The sequence below is a fragment of the Pseudogracilibacillus sp. SO10305 genome (assembly GCF_037072005.1).
In the GTDB taxonomy this organism is placed as follows: domain Bacteria; phylum Bacillota; class Bacilli; order Bacillales; family Amphibacillaceae; genus Pseudogracilibacillus; species Pseudogracilibacillus intestinigallinarum.
In genome coordinates this window covers 12,252-36,441 of sequence record NZ_JAXHDE010000007.1, presented here as the reverse complement: position 1 = coordinate 36,441, position 24,190 = coordinate 12,252, and the positions used below count along the sequence as shown (strand labels likewise).

Here is a 24,190-nt window from a genome sequence, read left to right as displayed (position 1 = left end):
TATATTTTGGTAATAATTTATTCATATTTGCTTGTTATATTGAACATAGTAAAGATAAAAGAAAATGAAGGGTGAAGCAAGATGGATGAACATTTTAAATATGATGATCAAGATAAAAAAGATCAACAACAAATACAACCGCAAAAAAAGGAACGAAAAAATTGGGGACAGACTGTATTATCAGGAGTGATCGGTTCTGTTTTAACGATCGGAGCTATTTTTTATACTCCTCTTGGGGAACAGTTAGTATCGCCACAAATAGAGAAAGGTGAAGGAGAACAAACAGAACAAACAGAAGAAGTGCCTAATGTGAAATCAGCGGCAAAAGAAGTATCAACTGATTCCTTAGCTGATATGGTGGAGGAGACTTCTAAAGCGATTGTCGGAATTAGTAATTACAAAGAAGGAGAACAAAACCCATTTGTCCCTTCAAATGGTGGGGATGTGCAAGGTGGATCGGGTTCTGGCGTCATTATTAAACAAGAGGATGATGATGCATATGTAGTGACAAATAATCATGTTGTGGAAGGTGCAGATCGATTAGAAGTATCCTTGGCGAACGGAGAAACAGTGGAAGCGACATTAATTGGATCGGATGCATTAAGTGATTTAGCTGTTCTTCGTATTAGCAATGAACATGTCGAAAGCGTCTTAGAGTTTGGTGATTCAGACGAATTACGAGCAGGAGACCAAGTCGTCGCTATCGGAAATCCTTTAGGAGTAGAATTCTCTCGTTCTGTCACACAAGGTATTATAAGTGCTGTAGACCGAACAATAGAAACAAAGACTTCAGCAGGACAGTGGGATTTACAAGTCATTCAAACAGATGCTGCGATTAATCCTGGAAACAGTGGTGGACCACTCATAAATATGAATGGGGAAGTAATTGGCATTAACAGTTTAAAAATTGCTGCAGGTGGTGTGGAAGGTTTAGGGTTTGCGATTCCAAGTAATGATGTCCTACCACTTGTAGAGGAAATGATGAAAAATGGTTCGGTTGCAAGACCTTATCTTGGTATTTCAATGACAGATGTGGATAAAATACCGCGTTCATATTTAGGAGAATTACCGAAAGATGTAACTGAAGGGGTTGCAGTTGCAGACGTTGATGCAAATTCTCCAGCAGGAAAAGCAGGCATGAAACCGGGCGATATTATTGTGAAAATGGATGGAGAGCAAGTGCAAACTACAGAAGATCTTCGTAGTGCACTATATAAACAATTAAAAGTTGGCGATAAAGTAACATTAGAAATATATCGAGGCAAAGAAAAAATGAACGTCGATGTAACCCTATCCAGTAACACATTAGAATAAAATGGTTCATTTATTTTAGGGAAATATATAAGTATTACATTTAATCAAGAGTTTGAGATATTAAAAGTAGTTAGGTTGAAGGATGGATGGAAATTACATGGAGCGAAAAAGTTTTTAACAAATTTCACTCTAATGCAAAAGGGCCGTCTATGACGCAAAGGCACTATTAAACGACCATTCGGACAATCATTTCTTCCCAACTTATATCTCAAACTCTTTTGTTATTTATGAAATAAAATTTTTTCGATATAATAGAGGAAATGCAAGGAATAGATAGGGTGTGAACAGATGAAAATACTCGTCATTGAAGATAATGAAAGTGTCCTTTCTATGATCGAAATGTTTTTTATGAAAGAAGGTTTTACAGGAAAGTATGTAACAGACGGTCAAGAAGGATATGAACTCGCATTACACGAAGCTTGGGACTGTATCATATTAGATTGGATGTTACCGAACATGGATGGCATTACTATATGCAAAAATTTACGTAGTCATAACATCACAACCCCAATCATTATGCTTACTGCAAAAGATGCGGAATCAGATCAAGTTCTTGGATTAGAACTTGGTGCAGATGATTATGTGACAAAACCATTTAGTCCTTTAACATTAATGGCTAGGATTAAAGCTGTCATACGTCGTAGTCATCATGCAAGTGGAGAGAGTACTTCTACAGACGCACAGATGATTAGGATAAATAAGGAAACGAGGGAAGTGTTTGCTAACGGAAAAAATATTTTAGACTTTACGCCGAAAGAGTTTGAATTACTTTCGTTTTTAATGGAACATGAGAAACAAGTATTCACGCGTGAACAATTATTAGAACATGTGTGGGGATACGATTTCTTTGGAGATGACCGGACAGTGGATGTACATATGAAAAGATTACGTACAAAATTAGGTGAAACAGCTAGTGAATGTTTACAAACGGTGTGGGGTGTCGGGTATAAATTTGTTCCACTTCCTTTAAAGGAACAAAACAAATGAAGTTTAAATATTTTTATCAACAGTTATTAAGTCATGTTAGTGTCATTATTGTCGCATTCCTTATCGTTGCTTTGCTGTTTACACAGTTTGTCGAGCAATATATGTATGAAAATAAAACAGAAGAATTAATGACATATGGGGAAACAATTTTGACGAATTTAACGGCATCGGAAAAACCTGCACAACAATTATTACAGGAATATGGAAATGTGTTAAAAAATCGCCCGATTCATTTTAGTTTATTTAATGAGCAATCTGAAATTATATATGCATCGGACGGAAAAATACCGGACATTCATTTGGATGATGCCGATTGGAATGAAGTGACAAAAGGGAATAAAGTTGTTGTGAAAAAGGACTATGAACAGTTCAAAGAAGGGGCAACCTATGTCATATTGCCTTATTTTCAAGGAGAAAGATTTGTCGGAGGTATTTTACTTGCTGCTCCAATAAGTGGGTTAAGTAATGCGATAGATGCAATGAATGCATCATTATGGAAAAGTGTCTATATTGCCGTTGCAACAGCTTTATTATTAAGTGCATTTTTAGCTAGATTCCATGTAAGACGTATTAATGTGTTGAAACGAGCGACATCTGCTGTTGCAAAAGAGGATTATTCAATTACGTTACCGACCTCTACAGTCGATGAAATTGGTGAATTAGCGGTAGATTTCCAGCATATGGTGGATCAATTGGAACAATCCGCAAATGAAATTGAACGGTTAGAAAATCGGAGACGGCAATTTATGGCAGATGTATCTCATGAGTTAAAAACACCATTAACAACAATTCGTGGGATGATTGAAGGATTGGAAAACAATATGATTCCAGCTTCTGAACAAGGACGCGCATTACATCTCGCTGAGCAAGAGGCGAAACGTCTTATACGATTAGTGAATGAAAATTTAGATTACGAAAAAATTCGCTCTAATCAAATCCAACTTCAAATAGAAAAAGTACGAGTAGAGGAATTGTATAGTATTGTAAAAGAACAATTGTATGACCTTGCAAAGAAAAAAGGAAATGACATCATGATAGATGTTCCAAGTGACATGTATGTCGAAGCGGATATGGATCGTTTATTACAAATTGTGATGAATATCGTTAAAAACAGTATGCAGTTTACAGAAAATGGCGTCATTACATTACAAGCATATGAGGAAGCAGCAAGTGCGGTACTCGTTTTAAAAGATACTGGTATTGGCATGGATACGAAAGAAGTGGAACATATTTGGGAACGTTTCTATAAAGCAGATATTTCTAGAACAACAAATCCATATGGTGAGTTTGGATTAGGATTATCTATTGTTAAACAACTTGTTACATTACATGATGGAACAATTGATGTGCAAAGTATTAAAGGAAAAGGAACGGTGTTTACGATCACTTTACCGAAAAGTAAGGACTAGTTCAAACGCTTTTATGTAGGGGATGTTACCTATTCATAGCATTAGTTCAGGCTCTAAATAGGTAACATCTATCTTTATAGGCAAAACAAAGCGATTTCTTATGGTAAAATAAATCTATACAAAGTATACGAAAGGGGATAGTAACATGGATGTGACATTTCCGATAGGGCAACTTGAAGTACCAAACAATGCAACAATGGATGATGTAGCAAATTGGTTAAGTGAAATTGCAACGTATACAGACCGACTGCGTGAAACGGTAGACGGGTTGAGTGAGGAGCAGTTAGGAAAAAAATATCGTATTGATAGTTGGAATGTAAGAGAGTTAGTACATCATATTGCAGATTCGCAATTAAATATGTACCAACGTTTAAAAATGGCATTAACAGCTAATAATCCTATTATCCCTCCATTTGATCAAGATAAATGGATAGAACATGCAGATAATCAGTTACCTGTTGAATGTTCCATAAAAATGCTTGAAGGGATCAATGAGCGAATTGTCGCTTTAGGAAAAACGTTAACGGATGAAGACCTTTTACGAACATTTACTCTTCAGGGTAGTGGAGAGGTAACTGTTGCAACGAAGTTAAAAAAGCTAAATTGGCATGAGGAACACCATTTAGCACATATTCGTATCGCGCTTGATTCATAAACGTAAAGCGTTTACTTGAGAAGTTTAGCCGATATGATACAATACAAGTAAATTGCATATAAAAAAATCACTAGGGGAGCTTTATGCTGAGAAGAGTGTACTCTGACCCTTTGAACTTGAAGCAGTTAATACTGTCGTAAGGAAGTGGAAATGTTTTTTACAATATAAGTATGTAAAGACCACTTTCTACGTAAAGTGGTCTTTTTATATGGAATAAAATATTAGGAGGGATCACCATGGAATTAAAAGAACAAGTTGTGTTAGTTACAGGTGGAAGTCGTGGATTAGGGGAGGCAATCGTTCGTCAATTTGTAGAAGAAGGTGCAAAAGTCGTCATTAATTATTTTTCAAGTAAGGAAAGAGCGGAAAGTATTGCAGAAAGTTTAGGAGCAAATCGTGCGATCGCTATTCAAGCAGATGTACGGGATGCGAAAAGTGTTGAAACGATGTTTGCACGGGCGAAGGAATATTTTAACAAACCAATTACGACGATAGTCAACAATGCTTTAATCGATTTTTCATTCAATGGCGATGACCGTAAAAAGTTAGATACTATCGGCTGGGAAGATTACCATACACAATTGCAAGGTAGTGTACAGGCAGTTTTACATACGATGCAAGCTGGTAGAGAGGATATGGTAGCACAAAACTTCGGTCGAATTATTAGTATCGGAACGAACTTAGTACAAAACCCTGTTGTTCCATATCATGATTATAATACGGCAAAATCTGCATTAATTGGAATGACGCGTTCTTTGGCGAAGGAGTTAGGTACAAATGGCATTTCAGTGAATATGGTATCAGGTGGTTTACTGCGAACAACAGATGCAAGTAAAGCGACACCGGACGTTGTTTTTGATGTAATTGAAGAAAGTACGCCACTCCAAAAAGTAACAACACCAGAAGACGTAGCGAAAACAGTACTGTTTTTTGCATCACCATGGGCAGATGCGGTGACAGGACAAAACTTAATAGTCGATGGTGGTTTAGTTATGCAATAAGAGAAGACTAGATTAGTATGAGACACGAAAAAACAATTGAAAAGCTAGGGGATTTTTGTAAGATCGAGGTAACTTGAACAATTTTTTCGGCGGAGAACTATTTTTAACAAAATAGAAGCCCTTCCTACTTTATGATATGATGAAAAAAATGGTAAAAATTGTCACTGTCGTCATTTTATGAAGGCTGGAGGGGTTTTTTTGAAAAAACAAATGTATACTACTATAATTTTGTGCTTTCTCGTTATCCTTTTAACAGCATGTAATCAAGCATATAAAGAAGCAATGGAAAATGGAAAAGAAGCACTAAGTACGTTAGATTATGAAACAGCTCACACTTATTTTGAAGAAGCTTTGCTTGAAAAAAATGCGGATGAAGAAGCCGAAATGTATATGAATCAAATAGAGGAAATGTTAGATGGAATTTCAGCCATGGACGAAGGGGAAATGATAAAGGCTGAAGAAGCTTTTGATGAAGTAATAGCTACTTCTCATGCTTCAGATGAGTTGATAAAGGAAGCAGAAGCGAAGTTAGAGGAGATAGAAAACATAACATCGACATACGAAGAGGTAACAGAGAAGATTGAGGAAGTTGAAACATTACATAACGATGGAATGTATAAGGAAAGTTTAGATACTATTGAAAAGATGTTAGAAAAAGATTTCACCCATCCGTACGTAAAAGAATTGCATACCACATTAACAATCTTAGAAAAACAAATTAAGAAAAATGAAAAAAAGCGTAAGGAGATCGATAAAATAATCGATGAAGTTGCTGCGCATGAGCAAGATAAAGCATATGATGCAGGGTTAAAAGCAGTGGAAGAAGGGTTAGAAGAAGATTTAACACATGATAGTTTAAAGGAAAGAGAAGCGATTTTAAAAGAGTTACAAACAAAATTAAAAAATTTGCAAGAAGAAGAGAAAATAAAGCAGGAACAAGAAACATATATGAAGAATGTGGAAGGAATTTGGGTTGATGACACAGTGAAAGAAGATTATTTATCTGGTGTAGATATATGTAAAATAAATGTAGAAGCAGTGTCGTGTGTGACGATGGAGTCAGATAATATCTTTCATTTAGAAATTTATGAACGAAAAGCAAATATGGAACAACATCAAGTATTGATGAATGATGGAGAGTTTGTAATTACGGTAACTGACGAAAATAATATTAGAATGTTTGATCATCATTATACACGTGTGACAAACGAGATAGAACAACGATTCTTAGATGATTTTGGATATGACTCTGTTGACGAGTTTTATGCATTTATATTTAATCCCGAATTTTTAGAAGCGGCTAGTATGATGGGCGATATGTAAAGAAACGAAATGTATCTATTTCATACAAAAAGCTAGACAATATGATGGAAAACGTCATAAAGTGAAGAAAATACATGGAATGTTAACATAAAAATCGGTCATGTTTATCATGAAGAGATAAAATGACCGATTTTCATTTCATCCCATTTTGTCCGAAATGCATAATCGTGCTATTTATTTATCTAGAGTAGATGATATTTCTATAATCATTCATTTTCTTGTTGTTTCTCTGCATATATTTGCATTGCCTCATACATAAATTGTGCTAAACCTTCCCCGAACTGATCGATATTTTTTGTGAAACGATCGTCGGCTACATACATTTGACCCAGTTCTTGAAAAGCCTCTAATGTATAGTGGTGTCCCGTATATTTATTTAAAAAATGGTACCACGAAGCAATGGCTAATTGTGCTTCATTTGATTGAGGGGATAAATGCCGAACAGTAGCAAGCTCTTTATAAATGGTGTTCATTTTTTCATTTAATACATTTGGGTCATGTTGTCGGATCGTTTCGTTTGCTCTGTTAACAGTATCGTTTCCCCACCGTTCTCTCGCTTCTTGTTCATACTTATTTTCACTAAATTGAAATCCTGAAAACTTTTGTTCGTTCGTCATATTAATTTCTCCTTTTTCATATAAAATTGTTTGTTCAATCGTATGGATCATTTGGTTAATATGGGTGCTCTTTTCAAGCAACATTTTCTTTTGTAATTGTAGTGCCTCCACTTTGTCAAAGGTAGGATCATAAATAATATTTTTAATTTCCTTTAAGGAAAAGTGAAGTGTCTTGAAAAAGATAATTTGTTGTAATGTAGCAATATCGTCCTCTGTGTACAGTCGATAACCTGCATCTGAATATGACGCAGGTTTTAACAAACCAATTGCATCATAATGATGTAATGTTCGTACACTGACCCCGGCCATTTTTGCTACTTCTTGTACTTTATATTCGATGGAACTCACCTCCTAATTATGATCGTAATGTATGACGTAACGTAAAGGTCAACTAGAAAAGTATTCAAACAAGATAACGGAAAATTTCGTGCATATATTGTATAATATATATATGGCGTTTTAAAACTTATTTAATAATGTAAGCGCCATCATATTTGTTCGTACCTTTAAAATCGATTATAGGAGGTTGTGTGCAATGAAAAATAACAAGGAGCTGATTTATGGCATTATGCAAGATACACTAGGTGTATCAAAAGAAATGGTCCAATATATAGAAAGAACACCAGGCGGAGAGACGAACGATAGTTATTTTGTAACCATTGAAGAGGAGCGATTTGTCGTACGTATTCCTGGTAAAGGAACAGAGGAACTTTTGGACCGTTGTGCAGAAAAACAAAATTTATTATTTGGGACGGAGTTAGGCATTAATCCACCACTCGTATATTACGATGATGAAACAGGTGTAAAGATAACACGCGCAATTGATGGGGCAGAAGCTTTAACACCAAAAATGGCACGTGAAAAAGGATTGATGCAAGATGTCATTCATTTATTCCAATGTCTTCACCATGCAGAGGCGCCAACAATGAATCGATTTGATCTTTTTAAGAGGATCGACCATTATGAAAGCCTCGTAAAGAATGAAAACGAAATGAAACTAGATCAAATCGCTTCACTTCGACAAGATATACACGAGTTAAAAAATGTATATCAATCCTTCCAAGTGAAAGAAGTACCGTGTCATATGGATGCAGTTTTTGTCAATATATTAAAGGATAAAGAGGACCATCTATTCCTAATTGATTGGGAATATAGTGGATTATGTGATCCATTATGGGACATTGCTACTTTATCTTTATCATTATTATTGGATGAAGAAGAAGAGATGTTTTTCCTATCCTATTATTTCGGACGTTCTCCGAATGAAGAAGAGTTACAACGACTTCATTTATTGAAAATATTCCTCGATTATTATTGGAGCCTTTGGTACTTCTATAAAGAAGCAAAAGGGGAGCAATTTGGAGATAGTGGAATGAGACGTGTGAACCGTGCCGAGTCCCATATTACACAATATAAGGATATATATGAATCTAATATTGTCGTATAATAAAAAGTCCTTTCTCACGATCATGTGAGAGAGGATTTTCTTTTGTTGTTTGTATGTATTTACTATAATGGATGTTAAGTATGTTTAGATAGGAGTAGATGATATGTCATTACAAAATAAAGTAGCGATTATTACTGGTGCCGGAAAAGGGATTGGCCGTGCTACTGCGTTAGCACTTGCTGAAGAAGGAGTATCTTTAGGCTTAATTGCTCGTACGGAAACGGATTTACAAAAGGTAGCAGAAGAGGTTGCCAAATACGATGTGCGCGTTGCGATTGCAACAGCGGATGTTTCCGATTATACACAAGTTGAAAAAGCTGTAGAAAAATTATATGGGGAATTAGGGACGTTTGATATTTTAATTAATAATGCTGGAATGGCTAAATTCGGAAGCTTTTTAGAATTACCAGTAGAAGAATGGGAACAAATTGTGAAAGTGAATCTTTTCGGTATGTATTATGTGACGCGTGCAGTGTTACCGAAAATGATCGAACAAAAGTCAGGAGATATTATCAACATTTCATCCACTGCTGGTGAAAAAGGTGGCCCTGTAACGAGTGCTTATAGTGCATCGAAGTTTGGTGTCATGGGATTAACAGAATCACTTGCAATGGAAGCGAGAAAGCATGATATTCGAGTGACGGCATTAACACCGAGCACAGTCGTAACAGATTTAGCGATCAATCAAGGATTAGTAAAAGGTGATGAGCAAGATGTATTACAACCTGAAGATTTAGCAGAATTGATTGTTGCTTCGCTAAAATTAAAGAGCCGTGTATTCTTAAAAACAGCAGGATTATGGACGACAAACCCGTAAGACTAAGGAGAAAGACTTTACTATAAATGGTAATAGTGGAAAGCCCCCCCTTAAAGTAGACAGATGGAAGATAAAATCTTTTTTACTTTAAGGGGGGTTTTTAATATAGATGATCCTATGTACAGAATGTTTAGAAGATTTATGGAATTCTATTAAATTAGGTGAAAATAACGCAAAACAACGTAAATATGACAAAATTCTGTATAAAACTCTATGTTTTCTTTAATTTACTCTATATTTCTTTCGTTTTGCTTGATTTACTTTCATGTACCTTTGTATAATCATCATGTTATGTTTTTTTAGCATGGGGAAGTGTAAGGAGGAATATTATGGAAGATTTTACGATTTGGGCTTTGTTAACAGATATCGCAATCATCTCAGCACTCTTACTAGTTGGAACGGCCATTCGTGCTAAGGTGAAGTGGGTACAATCTTTGTTTTTACCTGCTAGTATGATTGCCGGATTTATCGGTTTGGCATTAGGACCTAGTGGTGTTAATATATTGCCATTTTCAAGTCAGTTTGCTGCATATCCAGGCTTATTAATTGCATTTATTTTTGGTGCAGTACCTATCGGTGCCGCAAAAGTAAGGTTTGGAGAAGTATTCCAACGTGTACGTGAAATGTTATCTTATTCTATTTTGATAACAGTAATTATGTGGGGTGGAGGAGCGGTAGTCGGGCTATTATTAGTTGGATTATTCTTCACGGATATAAATGTTGGATTCGGTTTAGTGCTAGGTGCCGGATTCGTTGGTGGACACGGTACAGCTGCTGCGGTCGGAGAAGCATATGCAAAATACGGCTGGGACGATGCAATGTCGCTTGCAATGACATCGGCAACTATCGGTATTTTAGTAGCAGTTATTGGTGGAATTATTATTATTAAACGAAATACAGAAAAAGGAAATACGCAATTTATTTCTAGTTTTAAGGAATTACCGAATGAATTAAGAACGGGATTAATTAAAGAAGGGGATGGCCGTCGTCCGATTGGAGTAGAAACCGTTTCATCGAACTCGATTGATCCGTTAGTGTATCATGTTGCAATTATTTCTATGGTTGTTGGTGGAGCATATTGGTTAACAGACACATTAGAGTCTATTTTCCCAATGGTTGCCATTCCATTATTTAGTGTTGCTTTTATCGTTGGATTGATTTTCCAGAATATCATGCGTTTATTTAAAGCAGATAAATATATTGACCAACCAACAATGGACAAAATTGGTGGAAGTGCGACTGATTTTCTTGTTGCAATCGGAATTGCTTCGATTAACTTAACTGTCGTCATGGATTACGCAGTACCGTTAATTATTTTATTTATATTCGGAATTTTATGGGCGTATGTTATTTTTAAATTTATTGGTCCAAATATGTTCGAACATTTTTGGTTTGAAAAAGCTATCTTCGGTTGGGGTTGGAGTACAGGGACTGTAGCGATGGGGTTAGCATTGCTTCGTATCGTGGATCCGAACTTAAAGAGTAGAACGATGGAAGATTATGCGATGGCTTATGTCGGTTTAGTACCATTAGAGCTAGTAATCATAACATTTGCTCCGATGGTCTTTGCACTAGGATTTGCGTGGACAGTACCAACTGTGTTACTTGCCATTGCAGCAATAGTCATTGGTCTCCATGTTCATTTTAAATTATGGGGCTTCGACCGTTCATAATAAATATAGAAAACCTTAGTATCTATTTTAGTTGATATAGATGCTAAGGTTTTTTGTTTTGCATATAGATATATATACCGCCGTAAAATGTTATACAATCAGCATTAAAGTCGGTTAGAAAAATAAAAGATAGGTAAAATGACTTACTGTGTCCGATTTAATACCTATTGTCGACTCTTGTAAAGTTTTGTAAAATAAATGAAATCCTTTTGTAAAGAAATTGCGTATGGGAGGCTCAATAAAGATCGAAGAAATGTATTTATGGTGAATGGAAATTCTATTATGTGAGCGGAATAGTTAATAAAAGGATTGGTTCAACAAGGGAGAAATAATACATATATAATACGAGGAGGTACTTAAATGGTTAAAAGTATACAACGATTGGGTTTAATAGTTGTTAGTGTAATCATGTTAGCTGCTTGTGGTGGGCTGTCTAATGAAGAGTTGGCTGAAAAGAATAAAGAGGCAATGGATGATGCCAAAAGCATGACGCTTGAATTCAACGAAAAGGAAACAAACGGAGTAAGTAAGGGAACAACCTATTTAATGGATAAAGGGGAACAATTCCGAATTGAATATGAGAATAGGGATAGTGTTTTATATGGTGATAAGGATGTCCTACTTATACAAGAAGGTAGTTATGTAGAAGACATTTCAGCTAATAGAGACAATGTCAATGTGGAAACAATCATTGGGTTGTTTGTGAATCCGTTAGAAGTATTCGAGGAGATGGATGAGGAATTCCTAGAACATATTGAAGTCGAAGAGAAAGATGATGAAATAACGATCGAATATGTTGGGGACGAGGATGACGAAGATTCCCTAATTGATATGGGGGAAGAGTATTTAAAAATTACATTGTCTGATCAACAAAATAGAGATTTTGACGAAATTGATGTGAGCAAGTTTGCTTTAACGATGGATATAGATGCAGAAACGTATTTAGCAAATAAGGTTCATTTAAAAGTGACGTATGAAGAACAAGGCATTGAAAATAAAATGAACCAGAAATATACGTATAAAGAATATGATAAACTTGATGAGATTGAAAAACCGGAACTAGGCTCATCGGACGATATATTTGGCTCGAATAATCCTTCTGATGATCCTTCCGAGGTTAATAGCCCAGGGGAAGGAGAATTAGACCAGGATGTTATTAAAGGTGCTGGTGAGTATGTAGAGGCATTAATTTATGCGACTGTATATCAAGATGAAAAAGCATTCGTTTCTTCCGCACCAGAGTCGATGCCTGAAAAAGAAGCAAAAGAACATGCTAAGTTACAAAAAGAATCATTTAGGGAAATTTATAAGAGCAATACAAAAAATAATATGGCTGGTTTAAACGTAACAGAAGAACAGTTTGATCAGCTAACAGATGCTTTTTTAGACGCGATTAGTAAGGCGGAATTTAAAGTGTTAACGTCGACGGCAACAGATCCAGAAAATGTTGTGGTAACTGTTTCTATAAACGGAATAAATAATACGAAAGTATACGAAGATACAGAAAAGAAATTAGAGGAAGCAGTAGCCGCTGACGAAGGCATGTCTCAAGACGATATAGTATCTAAAAATTTAGAAATACTAACAGCAGAATATAAAAATGTAGAAAAAATAAAAGAACCTGTAGAAGTGCCGGTAAATGTAATGATACAAAATGGACAATATATGGTTTTATTACAAGATGAATATTTAATGGGTTTCGTACAATAAAAAATTATAAAAAATATTATTCGGGAACAACTAATAAAATGTAGAGATTTTTAGATGAAAAATGTACCTGTTGAGGGAAGTGTTCCCATTAAGTTAAGAATTTTTAATCTAGGAATATAAAGCACTCAAGTGTAGTGTTGTGTATGTATTGCACGATTCCATACAAGAAGAATAGCAATGAAAAAGGACATAGACAGATTTTTATTGTATACAAGTTTTTAAAAATATGAAAAGGGTATTTTTAAAAGGGCTATACGTTGATCTGTTTATGTCCGTTTTTTCTTAATGTGTAGTGGTCTTTTCTATGATAGAAATTTGACCAGCATGGATACCAGTATGATAGATGAGGCGCGCAACTGCTTCTGCAGGAGTTGTTTCTCCCATTCGAGAAGCGATGACTTCATGCCATTTCTCCTCATCTAATTGTTCCATCGCATAAGTAAAATGTTTGTTTGCATCGTGTAAAAATTGTACAAGTGCCGTTTTATTCGCTTGGATGTTTGCTGGTATATTCTCAGGAGCTTCTATATCGAAAAACCATGTAGCAAACATATACTCTACTTCCCCAGTATGATATGCTAACTCCCCGATTGTCATACCGTCTAACTTTTTTGTTAAAAGATGTTCGTCCAGGTTTTCAATTTTTTCCGTAAATTTATTCCGAGTAATATTCCACATTGGTAATATAGTAGAAAATGTCATTATTTTGCTCCCGCCTTATTATTTTTATCGACAACCACATGTTCAAAAATGGACCCGTCTAAATTTGTATTAAATGCAAGGCCAAATCCAACGACGTAACGACCCATATCAGGTGTTAATTCAAATAGGGAGAAATCTAATCCTCGTAACATCGTCATCATTTTTTCTCCGAAAGCTTCATTAAAAGCAGTAAAAATGTTTTCATGTCCTTCGTTTCCGATGTTTTTTGGAGTACATACCCAACGCGCTCTTTCAGTAGCGAAACGATTATTGGAATCTGCTTCGTCGGCAATGATGAGTACATCGACTTTGCGATTCGTTTCCATTAAATGATAATGTTCAGCTACTTGACTAATATAAACATATAATTTTCCATCATGTTCAATGAAAGGTGCCACACTACTGAAAGGTACACCATGTTCATCGATAAAACTTAATACGACTGTTTCCTTTTTATCGACAAACGTCCGATACATTTCTTTATATTTTGCTACATCGATACTCTTTTTCACAATAAGTCCCCCGTTCATTTTCCTTTAAATGTTTACATGAACAAATTAGGTGAATCCGTGGATTTTCCTCTTGTACATGTTGTACTTCTGCATCCATATGATATACGTCCCGAATCATGTTTTCGGTCATCACTTCTTTCGATGTTCCATACATTTGTTTTTCGCCATGTTGAATGACGAGAATTTTGTCACTGTAACGTGACGCTTGATTTAAATCGTGTAAAACCATGATAACGGTCATATTCATTTCTTCATTCAGTTCTTTCACTAACTCTAACACTTCATGTTGGTGTGATATGTCCAAATAGGTTGTCGGTTCATCTAAGAGTAATAGTTTTGGCCTTTGAGCTAATGCCATGGCAATCCATACTCTTTGGGATTCACCACCAGATAAAGAAGAAACGGTTCTGTCACGATAATCTGTCAAATGAGTTTTTTCAATCGCCCAACTAATAATGTCCGTATCTTCTTTATTTATTTTTTCATACCACTTTTTATGTGGATATCTACCATAGGTCACAAGTTCCTCGACTGTCATGTCATTAGGGACATCATTTTTTTGGCTTAATATACACATTTGTCTTGCAAGTTGTTTTTTATGGATTGATTTTAACGGTTTTCCTTCTAATAAAATAGTTCCATCGCGGTATGGAATAAATCCAGATATCGCTTTTAAGAGAGTTGATTTACCGGAACCGTTTGGTCCAATAATCGATAATATTTCCCCTTCGTTCAATGAGAAGGAGCAATCTTTTACAATATCTTGTTTGTCATAACGAATATAAACAGAGTCTACTTGTAACATATTAAAACGCCTTCTTTCTCATTAAATATAGAAAATATGGACCACCAATTAATGCCATAAAAATCCCGGCAGGTATATCTAAAGGAGCAAAAGCGGTGCGCCCTAATGTGTCCGCAACGAGTAAAACGAGTGCGCCTAATACCATGCTCATCGGTAATAATGCTTTGTAATTAGAACCGACAATAAGCCTTGCCATATGTGGCACAATAAGACCGACAAACCCTATCATACCAATAGCTGCAACAGATATTGCTGCTAGGAAAACCGCTAAAATAGATAAACTAATCCGAATGCGGTGTACATTTTCTCCTAGATTCGTTGCAACTTGATCTCCCATACGAATCATATTTGCTTTTCGGATGGCAAATAATGATAAGATCCAACCGATAACTGCATATGGTAACACCATCCAAAGTGCGGATGCTCCTTTTGCAGCAAGGCTTCCGTTTAACCATTGCACGGCAGAAGGAAGTCGATCACTATAAATAATCGTTAAAAATCCAATGGCTCCTCCACATAATGCGTTTACAGCGACACCAGATAAAATAATTGTAATCGGCGAAATACCATTTCGTTTCCATGCTAGTGCATAAACAATTCCAGCTGCAATAAATCCACCAACAAATGCCGCTATGGGAATGAGTTGTGTATATTCTGGAAATGCGAGCATGATCAATAAAACAAAAGCAGCTGCCCCGCTTGTTACTCCTGTTAATCCAGGGTCTGCAAGCGGATTTCCCATGACAGCTTGTAATAATGCACCAGATATAGCAATATTTGCTCCGATGACGAGAGCTAGGACGACTCTTGGTAAACGAATATCAAATATAATCGTTTCGTGTTTGTCCATGGTCGCTTGATGAAATAATGTTTTAAAAATATCTGGCACGGATATCGGGACACTTCCAAGTCCAATCGCGATAATAGCTAGTAGTAATGTAATGATACATGTTCCGATGATGATGGAAGTGTTTTTAGTCATACGATTCACGAATAATCCCTCTTATTCCACATTAAAATATTGTGCAATTTCTGATAAAGCTTTATTGACGTTTAAAATAGATGTTACGCCATATGTGCTATAGTCCACCGTATGTATTTGATCGTTTTTGTAAGCAGATAAGTTTTTCCACGCTTCACTACTTTCGATTTCTTTTTCATACATATCTTCAGAAGCACCATGATCTAAAGAAGAAAGTACGAAAACGATGTCAGGATCTGCTGCAATAATGCTTTCCATATTGATAGGAGAATAACGATCTTCTACTTTTAATTCCGTCGTAGCGATGTTTTCAGCCCCAAATGTGTTAATTAAGCTTCCTAAATATGATTCTTCACTCATTACCATAAACGAATCTGCTGTACCGATAATAAGAAGGACAGAGGGTAAGTCCTTTCCTGCTAATTCTTCCTTTAAAGAAGCTTCATTTTCTTCAATTTCTTGTAACAATGTATTTGCTTCATCCTCTTTTTCAAAATAAATGCCTAAAGCTTCTAAGCTTAATTTTAAATCTTCATATGAATCTGTTGGAAGATAAGCACGCTCTAAATCCATTCCTTCTAAACTTTCTTCCAATGAATCTTCTAATGCATTCGAGCTTAAAATTAAGTCAGCTTCTAAATCGGTCATTTTTTCTAAATCTGGTGCCATCGGTGAACCTATTTCATCTATATTTGCAAATGATTCTGGTAATGGGTTAGTAGAAGTCGGTACGCCTACAGGTGTGATAGATAACGTATGTAAAATTTCAGCGATTGGAACAGAGGTCGTAATCACTTTGTCTACTTTTTCTTTTGGAAATTGTGCCAATGTTTCATCTAAATCCCGTTCAGCACTTGCGTGTGCTCCGGAACTCTTTTTATCGTTGTCATTCTCATTTACACCTTCATTATTTTGTTCATTTACTTCTGTTACGGTATTAGATGTATTTTTCGTTTCTCCTGTATTGCCACAACCTACAAGTAGCACTGTAGCAATGATAAATATGAAAATAAAAGACTTTCTCATTCGTAAAATCCTCCTAATTTAAGATGGTTTACCAATTATGCGCGCTTAATTGATAATCATTTTCATTTATATTGATAATGATAACCGTTATCAATTGGAAAAGCAATTGTTTTTATAAAATAGTTTTTTACGCATAAAAATGTAAGGAGGACATTAGTAGTAATTTTGTATGAAAAACGACTTGTTATAAGGGGGAGTAGGTTTTTGGAATCTAAGTGGAGTGGGGGAGTAAATGAAAAAAGTTTGGAACAAAGGGAGGAAAAGTTTTCGAAATACGAACGGTTCATGCAACATCCTCATTTTAGAAATTTTGCATGTGTAGTCGTGTTTCGTGTTAACTTTTTATTTGTTCCAAACTTATAATGATTTGATGTTATTTCATTATTCTTCTATAAGTACTTTAATGCCAAGTACGATATTGTAAATTAATAATACAAACGATAAGATTGCAAAAACGATAAATAATAATGCAAGAGAAATTGGCGCATGTGTCCAACCATTTATACCGAATAATCCAATAGTGATTCCACCACCGATTAATAATACACTAGGAATAATATGTGACGCAAATGCGTTTCTTGCATGTCGTCTCGTTTCACCACTTGTCAGGAAGTAAACGATAATTGGAAATAAAACTGGCGCGAAAAATAAGCTGAAATAAGACAATGATGATAGTACTTTATTTTCTGTCATAATACATCGCTCCTCTCAATTTCTATATCTATTATAACATGTCTAGCTTACATCTATGCATGATTTTTCTTACATAAGCCTTACAAAATGTATCTTTCTCTTGTTTGAAAATTTATGAGGTGGGTATATATTTTTACAAGGAGGCGTTCATCATGATTGCGAAAAAATCATATTTTATTTCGCTTGATAAAGAATCTATCACAAAGGTAAGTGTAGATGATACGACAGAGTATGAAGTGATTGCAACAGAGCAGGAAATTAAAGAATTAGAGGTTTTATTGCGAGATAATGAACATCAAAATTTTTGGTTTGCGATGCGTAACTTAGCTACAAAGCCCTTTGATGAAGATGAGGTAGAAGACATACGCCAAACAGAACACGATAATTTAATGGAAGCATACAAATTTATTTATCGTTTTGGTACGGATGAAACGAGACGGAAGTTAGAAGAGATTGGATTTGGAAAATAGATGATACATGAGATTGAGGCTATATGGTTGTTAGGATAAAACATGAAAAAAGGCACCAAACATAAGTGTGGATGCCTACTGTTTTCTAACGATGTCTCAATCTCTTTGTATGTAGAGAGACAAAAAATTTTTAAATATATATTTAAGATCATGCCGCTACTAATGATTTTCGATGTAAATGTAATGCTACAAATGCAAGCGTATAGCCTAAAAGAAGTGTAGCATATAGTGGGTTGTTAATGGATACAATAATAATAGGAATGCTATAAACGATATAAAAGCTGTACCATTTTATTTTGTCGTTTTTAATGATTTGATAAAATGCAATCCACTTAATTATTTCTAATGCGAAAATGATAAGAAGGATAAAAATGTTTTCTATATGAAAGCCTTGATGCATCATACTAATAACAATTAACATGAACATTCCTGTAGGGATTGTAGCAGAAAGTAAATTCGATATACCTAGCAAAATAATCCCGATTTTTAACATATACCTCACCCCATATTTCAAAATAAACCCTTTGTATCATCATATATGAAAGCGTTTTAATTTACAAACGAAAGTTTCAAAAGAAGGGGGAATGGAAAGATTTGCATACTGAGTTGCGCTTCTTAGGTGGTGAATGGTTTTGATAAGAAATTAGCAATGATTTTATAAACAGTGATAATTTTTTCTACTATGGAAAAATTTTGACATGTAAGTGTTTTCTTTGTTATTATGAAGCAGTTGTTTGAATAAAGGAAAGTAGGTGGAAAGAAATTGAAACTATTGAGAATGAATTTATTAACCCAAATTTTAATCGCTTTCATCGTTGCAATTATACTTGGAATTGTAGTAGGTGAATCTATTAGCGTGATAGCACCATTAGGAGATTTGTTTCTCCGCCTAATTAAGTTTATTATTGCACCGCTCGTACTATCGACACTTATTATTGGGGTAGCAAGTATTGGAGATCCCCAGTCATTAGGACGTGTTGGTGGAAAGACAATCATTTATTATATGATTACAACAGCTATTGCTATTGCGATCGGATTAAGTTTTGCATACATCGTATCGCCTGGGAAAGGTTTATCCATTGATGTAGGAGAAGTAGAGGAAGTTGAAGTAAATGAATCAGAAGGAATTATTGATACATTTTTAAATATCGTACCGACAAACCCATTTGAAGCATTAGCGAATGCAGATATTTTACAAATTATTTTCTTCGCGGTATTCGTCGGTTTAGCCATTACATTAATTGGTGATAAAGCAAAGCCAGTCCAAACCTTTTTTGAGTCCTTTTCAGAAATTATGTTTAAAATAACAGATATTGTAATGCGCTTTGCACCGATTGGGGTATTAGGTTTAGTGGCACCAATCGTTGGGGAGTACGGACCATCTGTTTTATTACCTTTATTAAAAGTAATTTTAGCAGTTGCAATTGCCTGTATTGTACACGCGATTGTCGTCTATTCTTTATCAGCTAAAATTTTTGCAAACATGAACCCAATAGTGTTTTTCAAAGGGATTGCACCGGCAGCGCTTGTTGCATTTAGTACAGCAAGTAGTGCAGGAACGTTGCCAGTAACGATGAAAAATACGCAAGAAAACCTTGGTGTTTCGAATAAAATTAGTAGTTTCGTGTTGCCGTTAGGTGCAACGATTAATATGGATGGGACTGCCATTTATCAAGGGGTTGCAGTTGTATTTATTGCACAATTTTATGGTTTAGATTTAACGTTTATGCAATTATTAACAGTTGTTATTACGACGGTATTAGCATCAGTCGGTACTGCAGGTGTTCCTGGAGCAGGTATGATTATGCTTGCTATGGTATTAGGTGCAGTAGGTTTACCGTTAGAAGGGATTGCATTAATTGCTGGAATCGATCGTGTTTTAGATATGTTTAGAACAACAGCGAACATTGTTGGAGATGCGTCTGCAGCAGTTGTTGTTGCAGGTACAGAAGGGGAAATCGATCGCTCAGCGTTTGAAAAGAAATAATAAAAAGTTGAATTAAGTGTGTGTGGTTGATCTGATTTATTTGAGAATGGTGGAAGTGTGAGTTTATGTGTGCTAGGGGAGTTTCTACCGTCCTCGAAATCGCAAAAAATCGAAACTCAAGGACGCTGGGCCATTCTACCGTCCTCGAAATCGCAAAAAATCGAAACTCAAGGACGCTGGGCCATTCTATCGTCCTCGAAATCGCGAAAAACCAAATCTCAGGGACGCTGGACCATTCTACCGTCCCTGAAATTGCAAAAACTCAAATCTCAAGGACGCTGGGCCATTCTACCGTCCTCGAAATCGCGAAAAACCAAATCTCAAGGACGCTGGACCGTTCTACCGTCCCTGAAATTGCAAAAACTCAAATCTCAAGGACGCTGGACCGTTCTACCGTCCCTGAAATTGAGAAAATCCAAAACTCAAGGACGCTGGGCCATTCTATCGTCCTCGAAATCGCGAAAAACCAAATCTCAGGGACGCTGGGTCTCTCTATCGTCCTCGAAATCGCAAAAAATCGAAACTCAAGGACGCTGGACCGTTCTACCGTCCTCGAAATCGCAAAAAATCGAAACTCAAGGACGCTGGGCCATTCTATCGTCCTCGAAATCGCGAAAAACCAAATCTCAGGGACGCTGGACCATTCTACCGTCCCTGAAATTGCAAAAACTCAAATCTCAAGGACGCTGGGTCTCTCTACCGTCCTCGAAATCGCGAAAAACCAAAACTCAAGGACGCTGGACCATTCTACCGTCCTCGAAATCGCAAAAAATCGAAACTCAAGGACGCAAGGGCCAACTCTGCGTTCTCAAAAGCAAAAATATCCCGATTTAAAGTGCATAAACTAAGCGCGCTCTCTACTAAACAAAGAGGCTATACAATTCTATAATACAAAAAAACAATAGCGTCCTTAAAATTCGGAATGAGCAATTTCCAAATTTTAAGGACGCTCTTATATTGTTAAAAGCAATTAAATTTTATGCCTTTTCCTCATCCCCCTATTTTAAATGACATGTCTCTCAGTTTTGCAATAATCATCATATTAACTTGCGACTACCAACGACGCCAATACGAACAACGTCATTACAAGCGGCGCCACTGCCAACAATATCAATACAAACTACTTTTGGAACAGTCCAAACTAATCCACTCAAAACCATGAACAAAGAATTGTCACTACCAATAGTTACCGCAGAATCAAAAGAGCAGAATCAATTAATCGACGTTCGACAACGGGGACTTATAATACAAGAAAAATAAAGCGAGAAAAAGCTTGGTACAACATAATAAGTTAACTTGAATAGCGCCGGATATATATCGCAAGCAAACACGTATCAAACATGATTAAAGTGATTATTTATCATGAATGATTCGTGTTTTCTAGATTGTAGTTAACAAAAATTAAATTCCTTAGCTTTTCTCTATTTTCTTGTAACAGTAAACTTATGTTTATGTGCATGCTGATAGGTTGATAAAACAACACCGGAAACGATAAGAAGTGCTCCGAATAATTCTGTTCCCGTAATTGGTTTTGCTAGAATGATAAAACCAACAACCATTGCAACAAATGGTTCTAAATTTGTTAGTATCGAAGCTTTTGAAGCATCTACATTTCGAATATGATTGTTCCACATAAGATTTGCTAACCCGTGAACGATGATTGCCGTCACAATTAAAAATAGCCAAATATTGAACGTGGACTTTAACAATTGAGGTCCACTATTCGTGGAAATAAAAATAAACGGGATGGAAATAAACAACGCAATAATATTAGAATAAAGGGTGACCGTAAACGGATCGATACGCCTACTAAGTAACCTTGTTATAATAATCATAATGGAAAAAGTCAGCATCGTAAGAATGATCCATAATAACCCTTTATCTAATTGGATTTGAGTTAAATTACCATTTGTAACGACATAATAAATTCCCACCAATGCTACAACTGAGCCTAAAAGCATGCGAATTGTTATTTTCTCTTTTAGAAAAATTGCCGCCAAAAAGCCGGTTACAATGGGTGTCATTGCAAGAATTAATGCGGCAGTTGTTGGATCGGCAGTTGTTAAACCGTTGAAAAATGACCATTGGTTAACGAATATGCCGACACTTCCTAAAACGATGAGCAAAATAAAATCTTTTTTATAGCGTACTTTTTGTTTATAACGATAAAAAAGTGATAAACAAAGTAGAAAACTGACAATCATACATAATCGTAAACTCGTAACAAGAGCAGGTGAAAAATATTGAACTAATATCTTTCCGAAAACAAAATTACTTCCCCAAACAACTACACAAAAAGTGAGCCAAATATAAGATTTAAACATAAACATCCTCCTTACACATTAAGTTAACTCTAGGGACGTTACATACCTAGAAAATTCATGATGTACAGATGTTAGGAGATTCAATCTTAACAGTCGTTGCTTACAAAGAAAAAACTCCATGAAAAAAGGACCTTATTATCGCCCACATCATGCAGTACATACAAAATGATGTCGGAGTTCATAATGATCCAATTCCAGTTTAGCTTAAATAGCTTAAAAATTAAAGGTCTAAAAAATTGTTATAAATTAAAAGGATTTCAGTGCCAGTTAAAACCTCACCTAACACAGTCGACTGAAATCCGATATTTGCTTTATCCTCTATCTTTTACACATTAGAAAATAAACTTCCACACGCCAATTACATCTAAAAAGACGATAATAATTGCAACAGGTGCAATGAATTTCATTAAAAATAGCCACGATGCGAAGAGTCTTTTGCCAATAGTGGATCCAGCACTCATCTCATCCCAAAGCACATTCTTCGGAATTTTAAAAGCAGCAAAAATAGCGATCATTAATGCACCAATTGGCATTAAAATATTCGATACTAAAAAGTCTGCAGCATCAAAAATGATGTGGCCAAAAATTGTTATGTCTCCAAGCATTCCGAAAGATAAAGCCGACGGGATTCCGACGATAAAAATAAGGATTCCTGTAATCCATGTAACTTTTTTTCTTTTCGTCGTATCTCCCTTTGTAACTGCGGCGACGATAATTTCTAACATAGAAAATGCCGATGTTAAGGTAGCGAATAAAAATAATAATAAAAACACAATTAAGAAAATAACCCCAAACGGCATTTGATCAAAAACAGCTGGTAGGACGATGAATAATAATCCTGGTCCATCTGTCGGTTCAAAACCAAATGAAAAAACAGCAGGAAAAATAGCTAATCCAGCTAAAATAGAAATAAAGACGTTCATTAAAACAATCGTCGTTGCAGATTTTGGTAAATCTTCCTTTTTCGATAAGTATGAACTATAGGTAACCATAACGGACACCCCAACACTTATGGAGAAAAAGGACTGTCCTAAAGCGAATAAAATCGTATCAGAACTTAAATTTGAGAAGTCGGGATAAAAGAAAAATGATAACCCTTCTCCGATATTATCTAATGTTAGTGATCGAATAATTAAAATAATAAAAGCAACAAAAAGTGCGGGCATCATAATTTTGCTCGCCTTTTCAATCCCGTTTTGAATTCCACGGGCAACGACCCAAATGGTAATAATCATAAAGATGAACTGAGATAAAATAGCATAAGTAGGGTTGCTAATAAGTGTATTAAAAAGTTCCCCATAGCTATCTGAAGAAATGCCCGAAACGTTTCCAAGCAATGCCTCAACCATATAAAGTAAAATCCATCCACCGACAACACTATAGAATGATAATAAAATAAAACATGTAATCATACCTAATAAACCGACAAGATACCATTTACTATGCGGTTTGAAAAATCGATATGCAGATATTGCATCTTTACCAGACCCGCGTCCAATAACGAATTCAGCTAATAGTATTGGTAAACCGATAAAAACTGTAAAAATTAAAAAGATTAGTAAAAAGATTCCTCCACCTGATTTACCTGCAATATAAGGGAATTTCCATATTGCACCTAAACCGATTGCAGAACCTGCTGTAGCTAAAATGAAGCCAAGTTTTGACGCCCATTGTTCAGACTGTTTCATTATATATTTCCTTTCTAATACGTTGATAAAAATAGATTATATCATGAA

Annotated in this window: 24 protein-coding genes and 1 riboswitch; of the genes, 13 read left to right on the top strand and 11 right to left on the bottom strand. The window is 35.6% G+C overall.

Annotated elements, in window-relative coordinates; all coding sequences use genetic code 11:
* The first annotated feature begins 81 nt into the window (after positions 1-81).
* The 6 genes from SPD45_RS07270 to SPD45_RS07245 all read left to right on the top strand — a co-directional run bounded on the left by SPD45_RS07270 (position 82) and on the right by SPD45_RS07245 (position 6,689).
* Entirely contained in the window at positions 82-1,314 is a 1,233-nt protein-coding gene (locus SPD45_RS07270; RefSeq protein ID WP_336267081.1) for a S1C family serine protease, read from the top strand.
* Between the two features lie 288 nt (positions 1,315-1,602).
* Complete coding sequence (locus SPD45_RS07265) at positions 1,603-2,301, top strand: response regulator transcription factor (RefSeq protein WP_336267080.1); 699 nt, start codon at positions 1,603-1,605, stop codon at positions 2,299-2,301.
* Positions 2,298-3,710, top strand: a complete 1,413-nt coding sequence (locus SPD45_RS07260; RefSeq protein ID WP_336267079.1) for a HAMP domain-containing sensor histidine kinase — start codon at positions 2,298-2,300, stop codon at positions 3,708-3,710. Before SPD45_RS07265 ends, SPD45_RS07260 begins: the two co-directional genes overlap by 4 nt.
* 145 nt (positions 3,711-3,855) lie before the next feature.
* Entirely contained in the window at positions 3,856-4,365 is a 510-nt protein-coding gene (locus tag SPD45_RS07255) for a YfiT family bacillithiol transferase (protein WP_336267078.1), read from the top strand.
* Between the two features lie 62 nt (positions 4,366-4,427).
* Positions 4,428-4,525: riboswitch (TPP riboswitch) on the top strand.
* 76 nt (positions 4,526-4,601) lie between these two features.
* Complete coding sequence (locus tag SPD45_RS07250) at positions 4,602-5,366, top strand: 3-oxoacyl-ACP reductase (protein ID WP_336267077.1); 765 nt, start codon at positions 4,602-4,604, stop codon at positions 5,364-5,366.
* A gap of 198 nt (positions 5,367-5,564) precedes the next feature.
* Positions 5,565-6,689, top strand: a complete 1,125-nt coding sequence (locus SPD45_RS07245; RefSeq protein ID WP_336267076.1) for a hypothetical protein — start codon at positions 5,565-5,567, stop codon at positions 6,687-6,689.
* A 206-nt stretch (positions 6,690-6,895) separates the two neighbouring features.
* Here SPD45_RS07245 and SPD45_RS07240 read toward each other — a convergent pair whose 3' ends face one another.
* Positions 6,896-7,645, bottom strand: coding sequence for a MerR family transcriptional regulator (locus SPD45_RS07240; RefSeq protein ID WP_336267184.1), 750 nt, complete (start codon positions 7,643-7,645; stop codon positions 6,896-6,898).
* 196 nt (positions 7,646-7,841) lie between these two features.
* Between SPD45_RS07240 and SPD45_RS07235 the strand changes: the two genes are divergently transcribed.
* From SPD45_RS07235 to SPD45_RS07220, 4 genes are all read left to right on the top strand, one after another.
* Positions 7,842-8,753, top strand: coding sequence for a choline/ethanolamine kinase family protein (locus tag SPD45_RS07235; protein WP_336267075.1), 912 nt, complete (start codon positions 7,842-7,844; stop codon positions 8,751-8,753).
* A 103-nt stretch (positions 8,754-8,856) separates the two neighbouring features.
* Positions 8,857-9,570, top strand: coding sequence for a 3-ketoacyl-ACP reductase (locus SPD45_RS07230; RefSeq protein WP_336267074.1), 714 nt, complete (start codon positions 8,857-8,859; stop codon positions 9,568-9,570).
* Between the two features lie 329 nt (positions 9,571-9,899).
* Positions 9,900-11,243, top strand: coding sequence for a sodium/glutamate symporter (locus SPD45_RS07225; RefSeq protein ID WP_336267073.1), 1,344 nt, complete (start codon positions 9,900-9,902; stop codon positions 11,241-11,243).
* Between the two features lie 360 nt (positions 11,244-11,603).
* Positions 11,604-12,953 (top strand): DUF6612 family protein, encoded by a 1,350-nt coding sequence (locus tag SPD45_RS07220; RefSeq protein ID WP_336267072.1) that lies wholly within the window; start codon positions 11,604-11,606, stop codon positions 12,951-12,953.
* Positions 12,954-13,235: 282 nt separating this feature from the next.
* Here SPD45_RS07220 and SPD45_RS07215 read toward each other — a convergent pair whose 3' ends face one another.
* The 6 genes from SPD45_RS07215 to SPD45_RS07190 all read right to left on the bottom strand — a co-directional run bounded on the left by SPD45_RS07215 (position 13,236) and on the right by SPD45_RS07190 (position 17,673).
* Complete coding sequence (locus tag SPD45_RS07215) at positions 13,236-13,655, bottom strand: DinB family protein (protein WP_336267071.1); 420 nt, start codon at positions 13,653-13,655, stop codon at positions 13,236-13,238.
* Complete coding sequence (locus SPD45_RS07210; RefSeq protein WP_336267070.1) at positions 13,655-14,167, bottom strand: HugZ family pyridoxamine 5'-phosphate oxidase; 513 nt, start codon at positions 14,165-14,167, stop codon at positions 13,655-13,657. Before SPD45_RS07210 ends, SPD45_RS07215 begins: the two co-directional genes overlap by 1 nt.
* Positions 14,136-14,972 carry an ABC transporter ATP-binding protein gene (locus SPD45_RS07205; protein WP_336267069.1) on the bottom strand — a complete coding sequence of 279 codons (837 nt, stop codon included), beginning with the start codon at positions 14,970-14,972 and terminating at the stop codon, positions 14,136-14,138. The genes SPD45_RS07210 and SPD45_RS07205 overlap by 32 nt, the downstream gene beginning before the upstream one ends.
* Before the next feature lies 1 nt (position 14,973).
* The gene (locus SPD45_RS07200; RefSeq protein ID WP_336267183.1) at positions 14,974-15,954 is read right to left on the bottom strand and encodes a FecCD family ABC transporter permease; all 981 of its coding nucleotides are present in this window, start codon (positions 15,952-15,954) and stop codon (positions 14,974-14,976) included.
* 21 nt (positions 15,955-15,975) lie between these two features.
* Entirely contained in the window at positions 15,976-16,980 is a 1,005-nt protein-coding gene (locus tag SPD45_RS07195; protein ID WP_336267068.1) for an ABC transporter substrate-binding protein, read from the bottom strand.
* Positions 16,981-17,361: 381 nt separating this feature from the next.
* On the bottom strand, positions 17,362-17,673 hold the full coding sequence (locus SPD45_RS07190) for a DUF4870 domain-containing protein (protein WP_336267067.1): 312 nt from the start codon (positions 17,671-17,673) through the stop codon (positions 17,362-17,364).
* Positions 17,674-17,825: 152 nt separating this feature from the next.
* Here SPD45_RS07190 and SPD45_RS07185 point away from each other — a divergent pair, with 152 nt between their 5' ends.
* Positions 17,826-18,143: a hypothetical protein gene (locus SPD45_RS07185; protein WP_336267066.1), complete on the top strand. Its 318-nt coding sequence runs from the start codon at positions 17,826-17,828 to the stop codon at positions 18,141-18,143.
* Between the two features lie 148 nt (positions 18,144-18,291).
* On the opposite strand, the gene SPD45_RS07180 is transcribed toward SPD45_RS07185, so the two are convergent.
* Positions 18,292-18,636 carry a hypothetical protein gene (locus tag SPD45_RS07180; RefSeq protein WP_336267065.1) on the bottom strand — a complete coding sequence of 115 codons (345 nt, stop codon included), beginning with the start codon at positions 18,634-18,636 and terminating at the stop codon, positions 18,292-18,294.
* 279 nt (positions 18,637-18,915) lie between these two features.
* Here SPD45_RS07180 and SPD45_RS07175 point away from each other — a divergent pair, with 279 nt between their 5' ends.
* Together SPD45_RS07175 and SPD45_RS07170 are read left to right on the top strand one after the other, a co-directional pair.
* Entirely contained in the window at positions 18,916-20,130 is a 1,215-nt protein-coding gene (locus tag SPD45_RS07175; protein WP_336267182.1) for a dicarboxylate/amino acid:cation symporter, read from the top strand.
* Positions 20,131-20,195: 65 nt separating this feature from the next.
* Positions 20,196-20,978 carry a hypothetical protein gene (locus SPD45_RS07170; RefSeq protein ID WP_336267064.1) on the top strand — a complete coding sequence of 261 codons (783 nt, stop codon included), beginning with the start codon at positions 20,196-20,198 and terminating at the stop codon, positions 20,976-20,978.
* A gap of 189 nt (positions 20,979-21,167) precedes the next feature.
* Here the strand turns inward: SPD45_RS07170 and SPD45_RS07165 are convergent, their stop codons facing one another.
* The 3 genes from SPD45_RS07165 to SPD45_RS07155 form a co-directional block, all read right to left on the bottom strand.
* The gene (locus tag SPD45_RS07165; protein WP_336267063.1) at positions 21,168-21,296 is read right to left on the bottom strand and encodes a hypothetical protein; all 129 of its coding nucleotides are present in this window, start codon (positions 21,294-21,296) and stop codon (positions 21,168-21,170) included.
* A 255-nt stretch (positions 21,297-21,551) separates the two neighbouring features.
* Positions 21,552-22,454: a DMT family transporter gene (locus SPD45_RS07160; RefSeq protein ID WP_336267062.1), complete on the bottom strand. Its 903-nt coding sequence runs from the start codon at positions 22,452-22,454 to the stop codon at positions 21,552-21,554.
* A 332-nt stretch (positions 22,455-22,786) separates the two neighbouring features.
* On the bottom strand, positions 22,787-24,142 hold the full coding sequence (locus tag SPD45_RS07155) for a sodium-dependent transporter (RefSeq protein ID WP_336267061.1): 1,356 nt from the start codon (positions 24,140-24,142) through the stop codon (positions 22,787-22,789).
* Between the last annotated feature and the right edge of the window lie 48 nt (positions 24,143-24,190).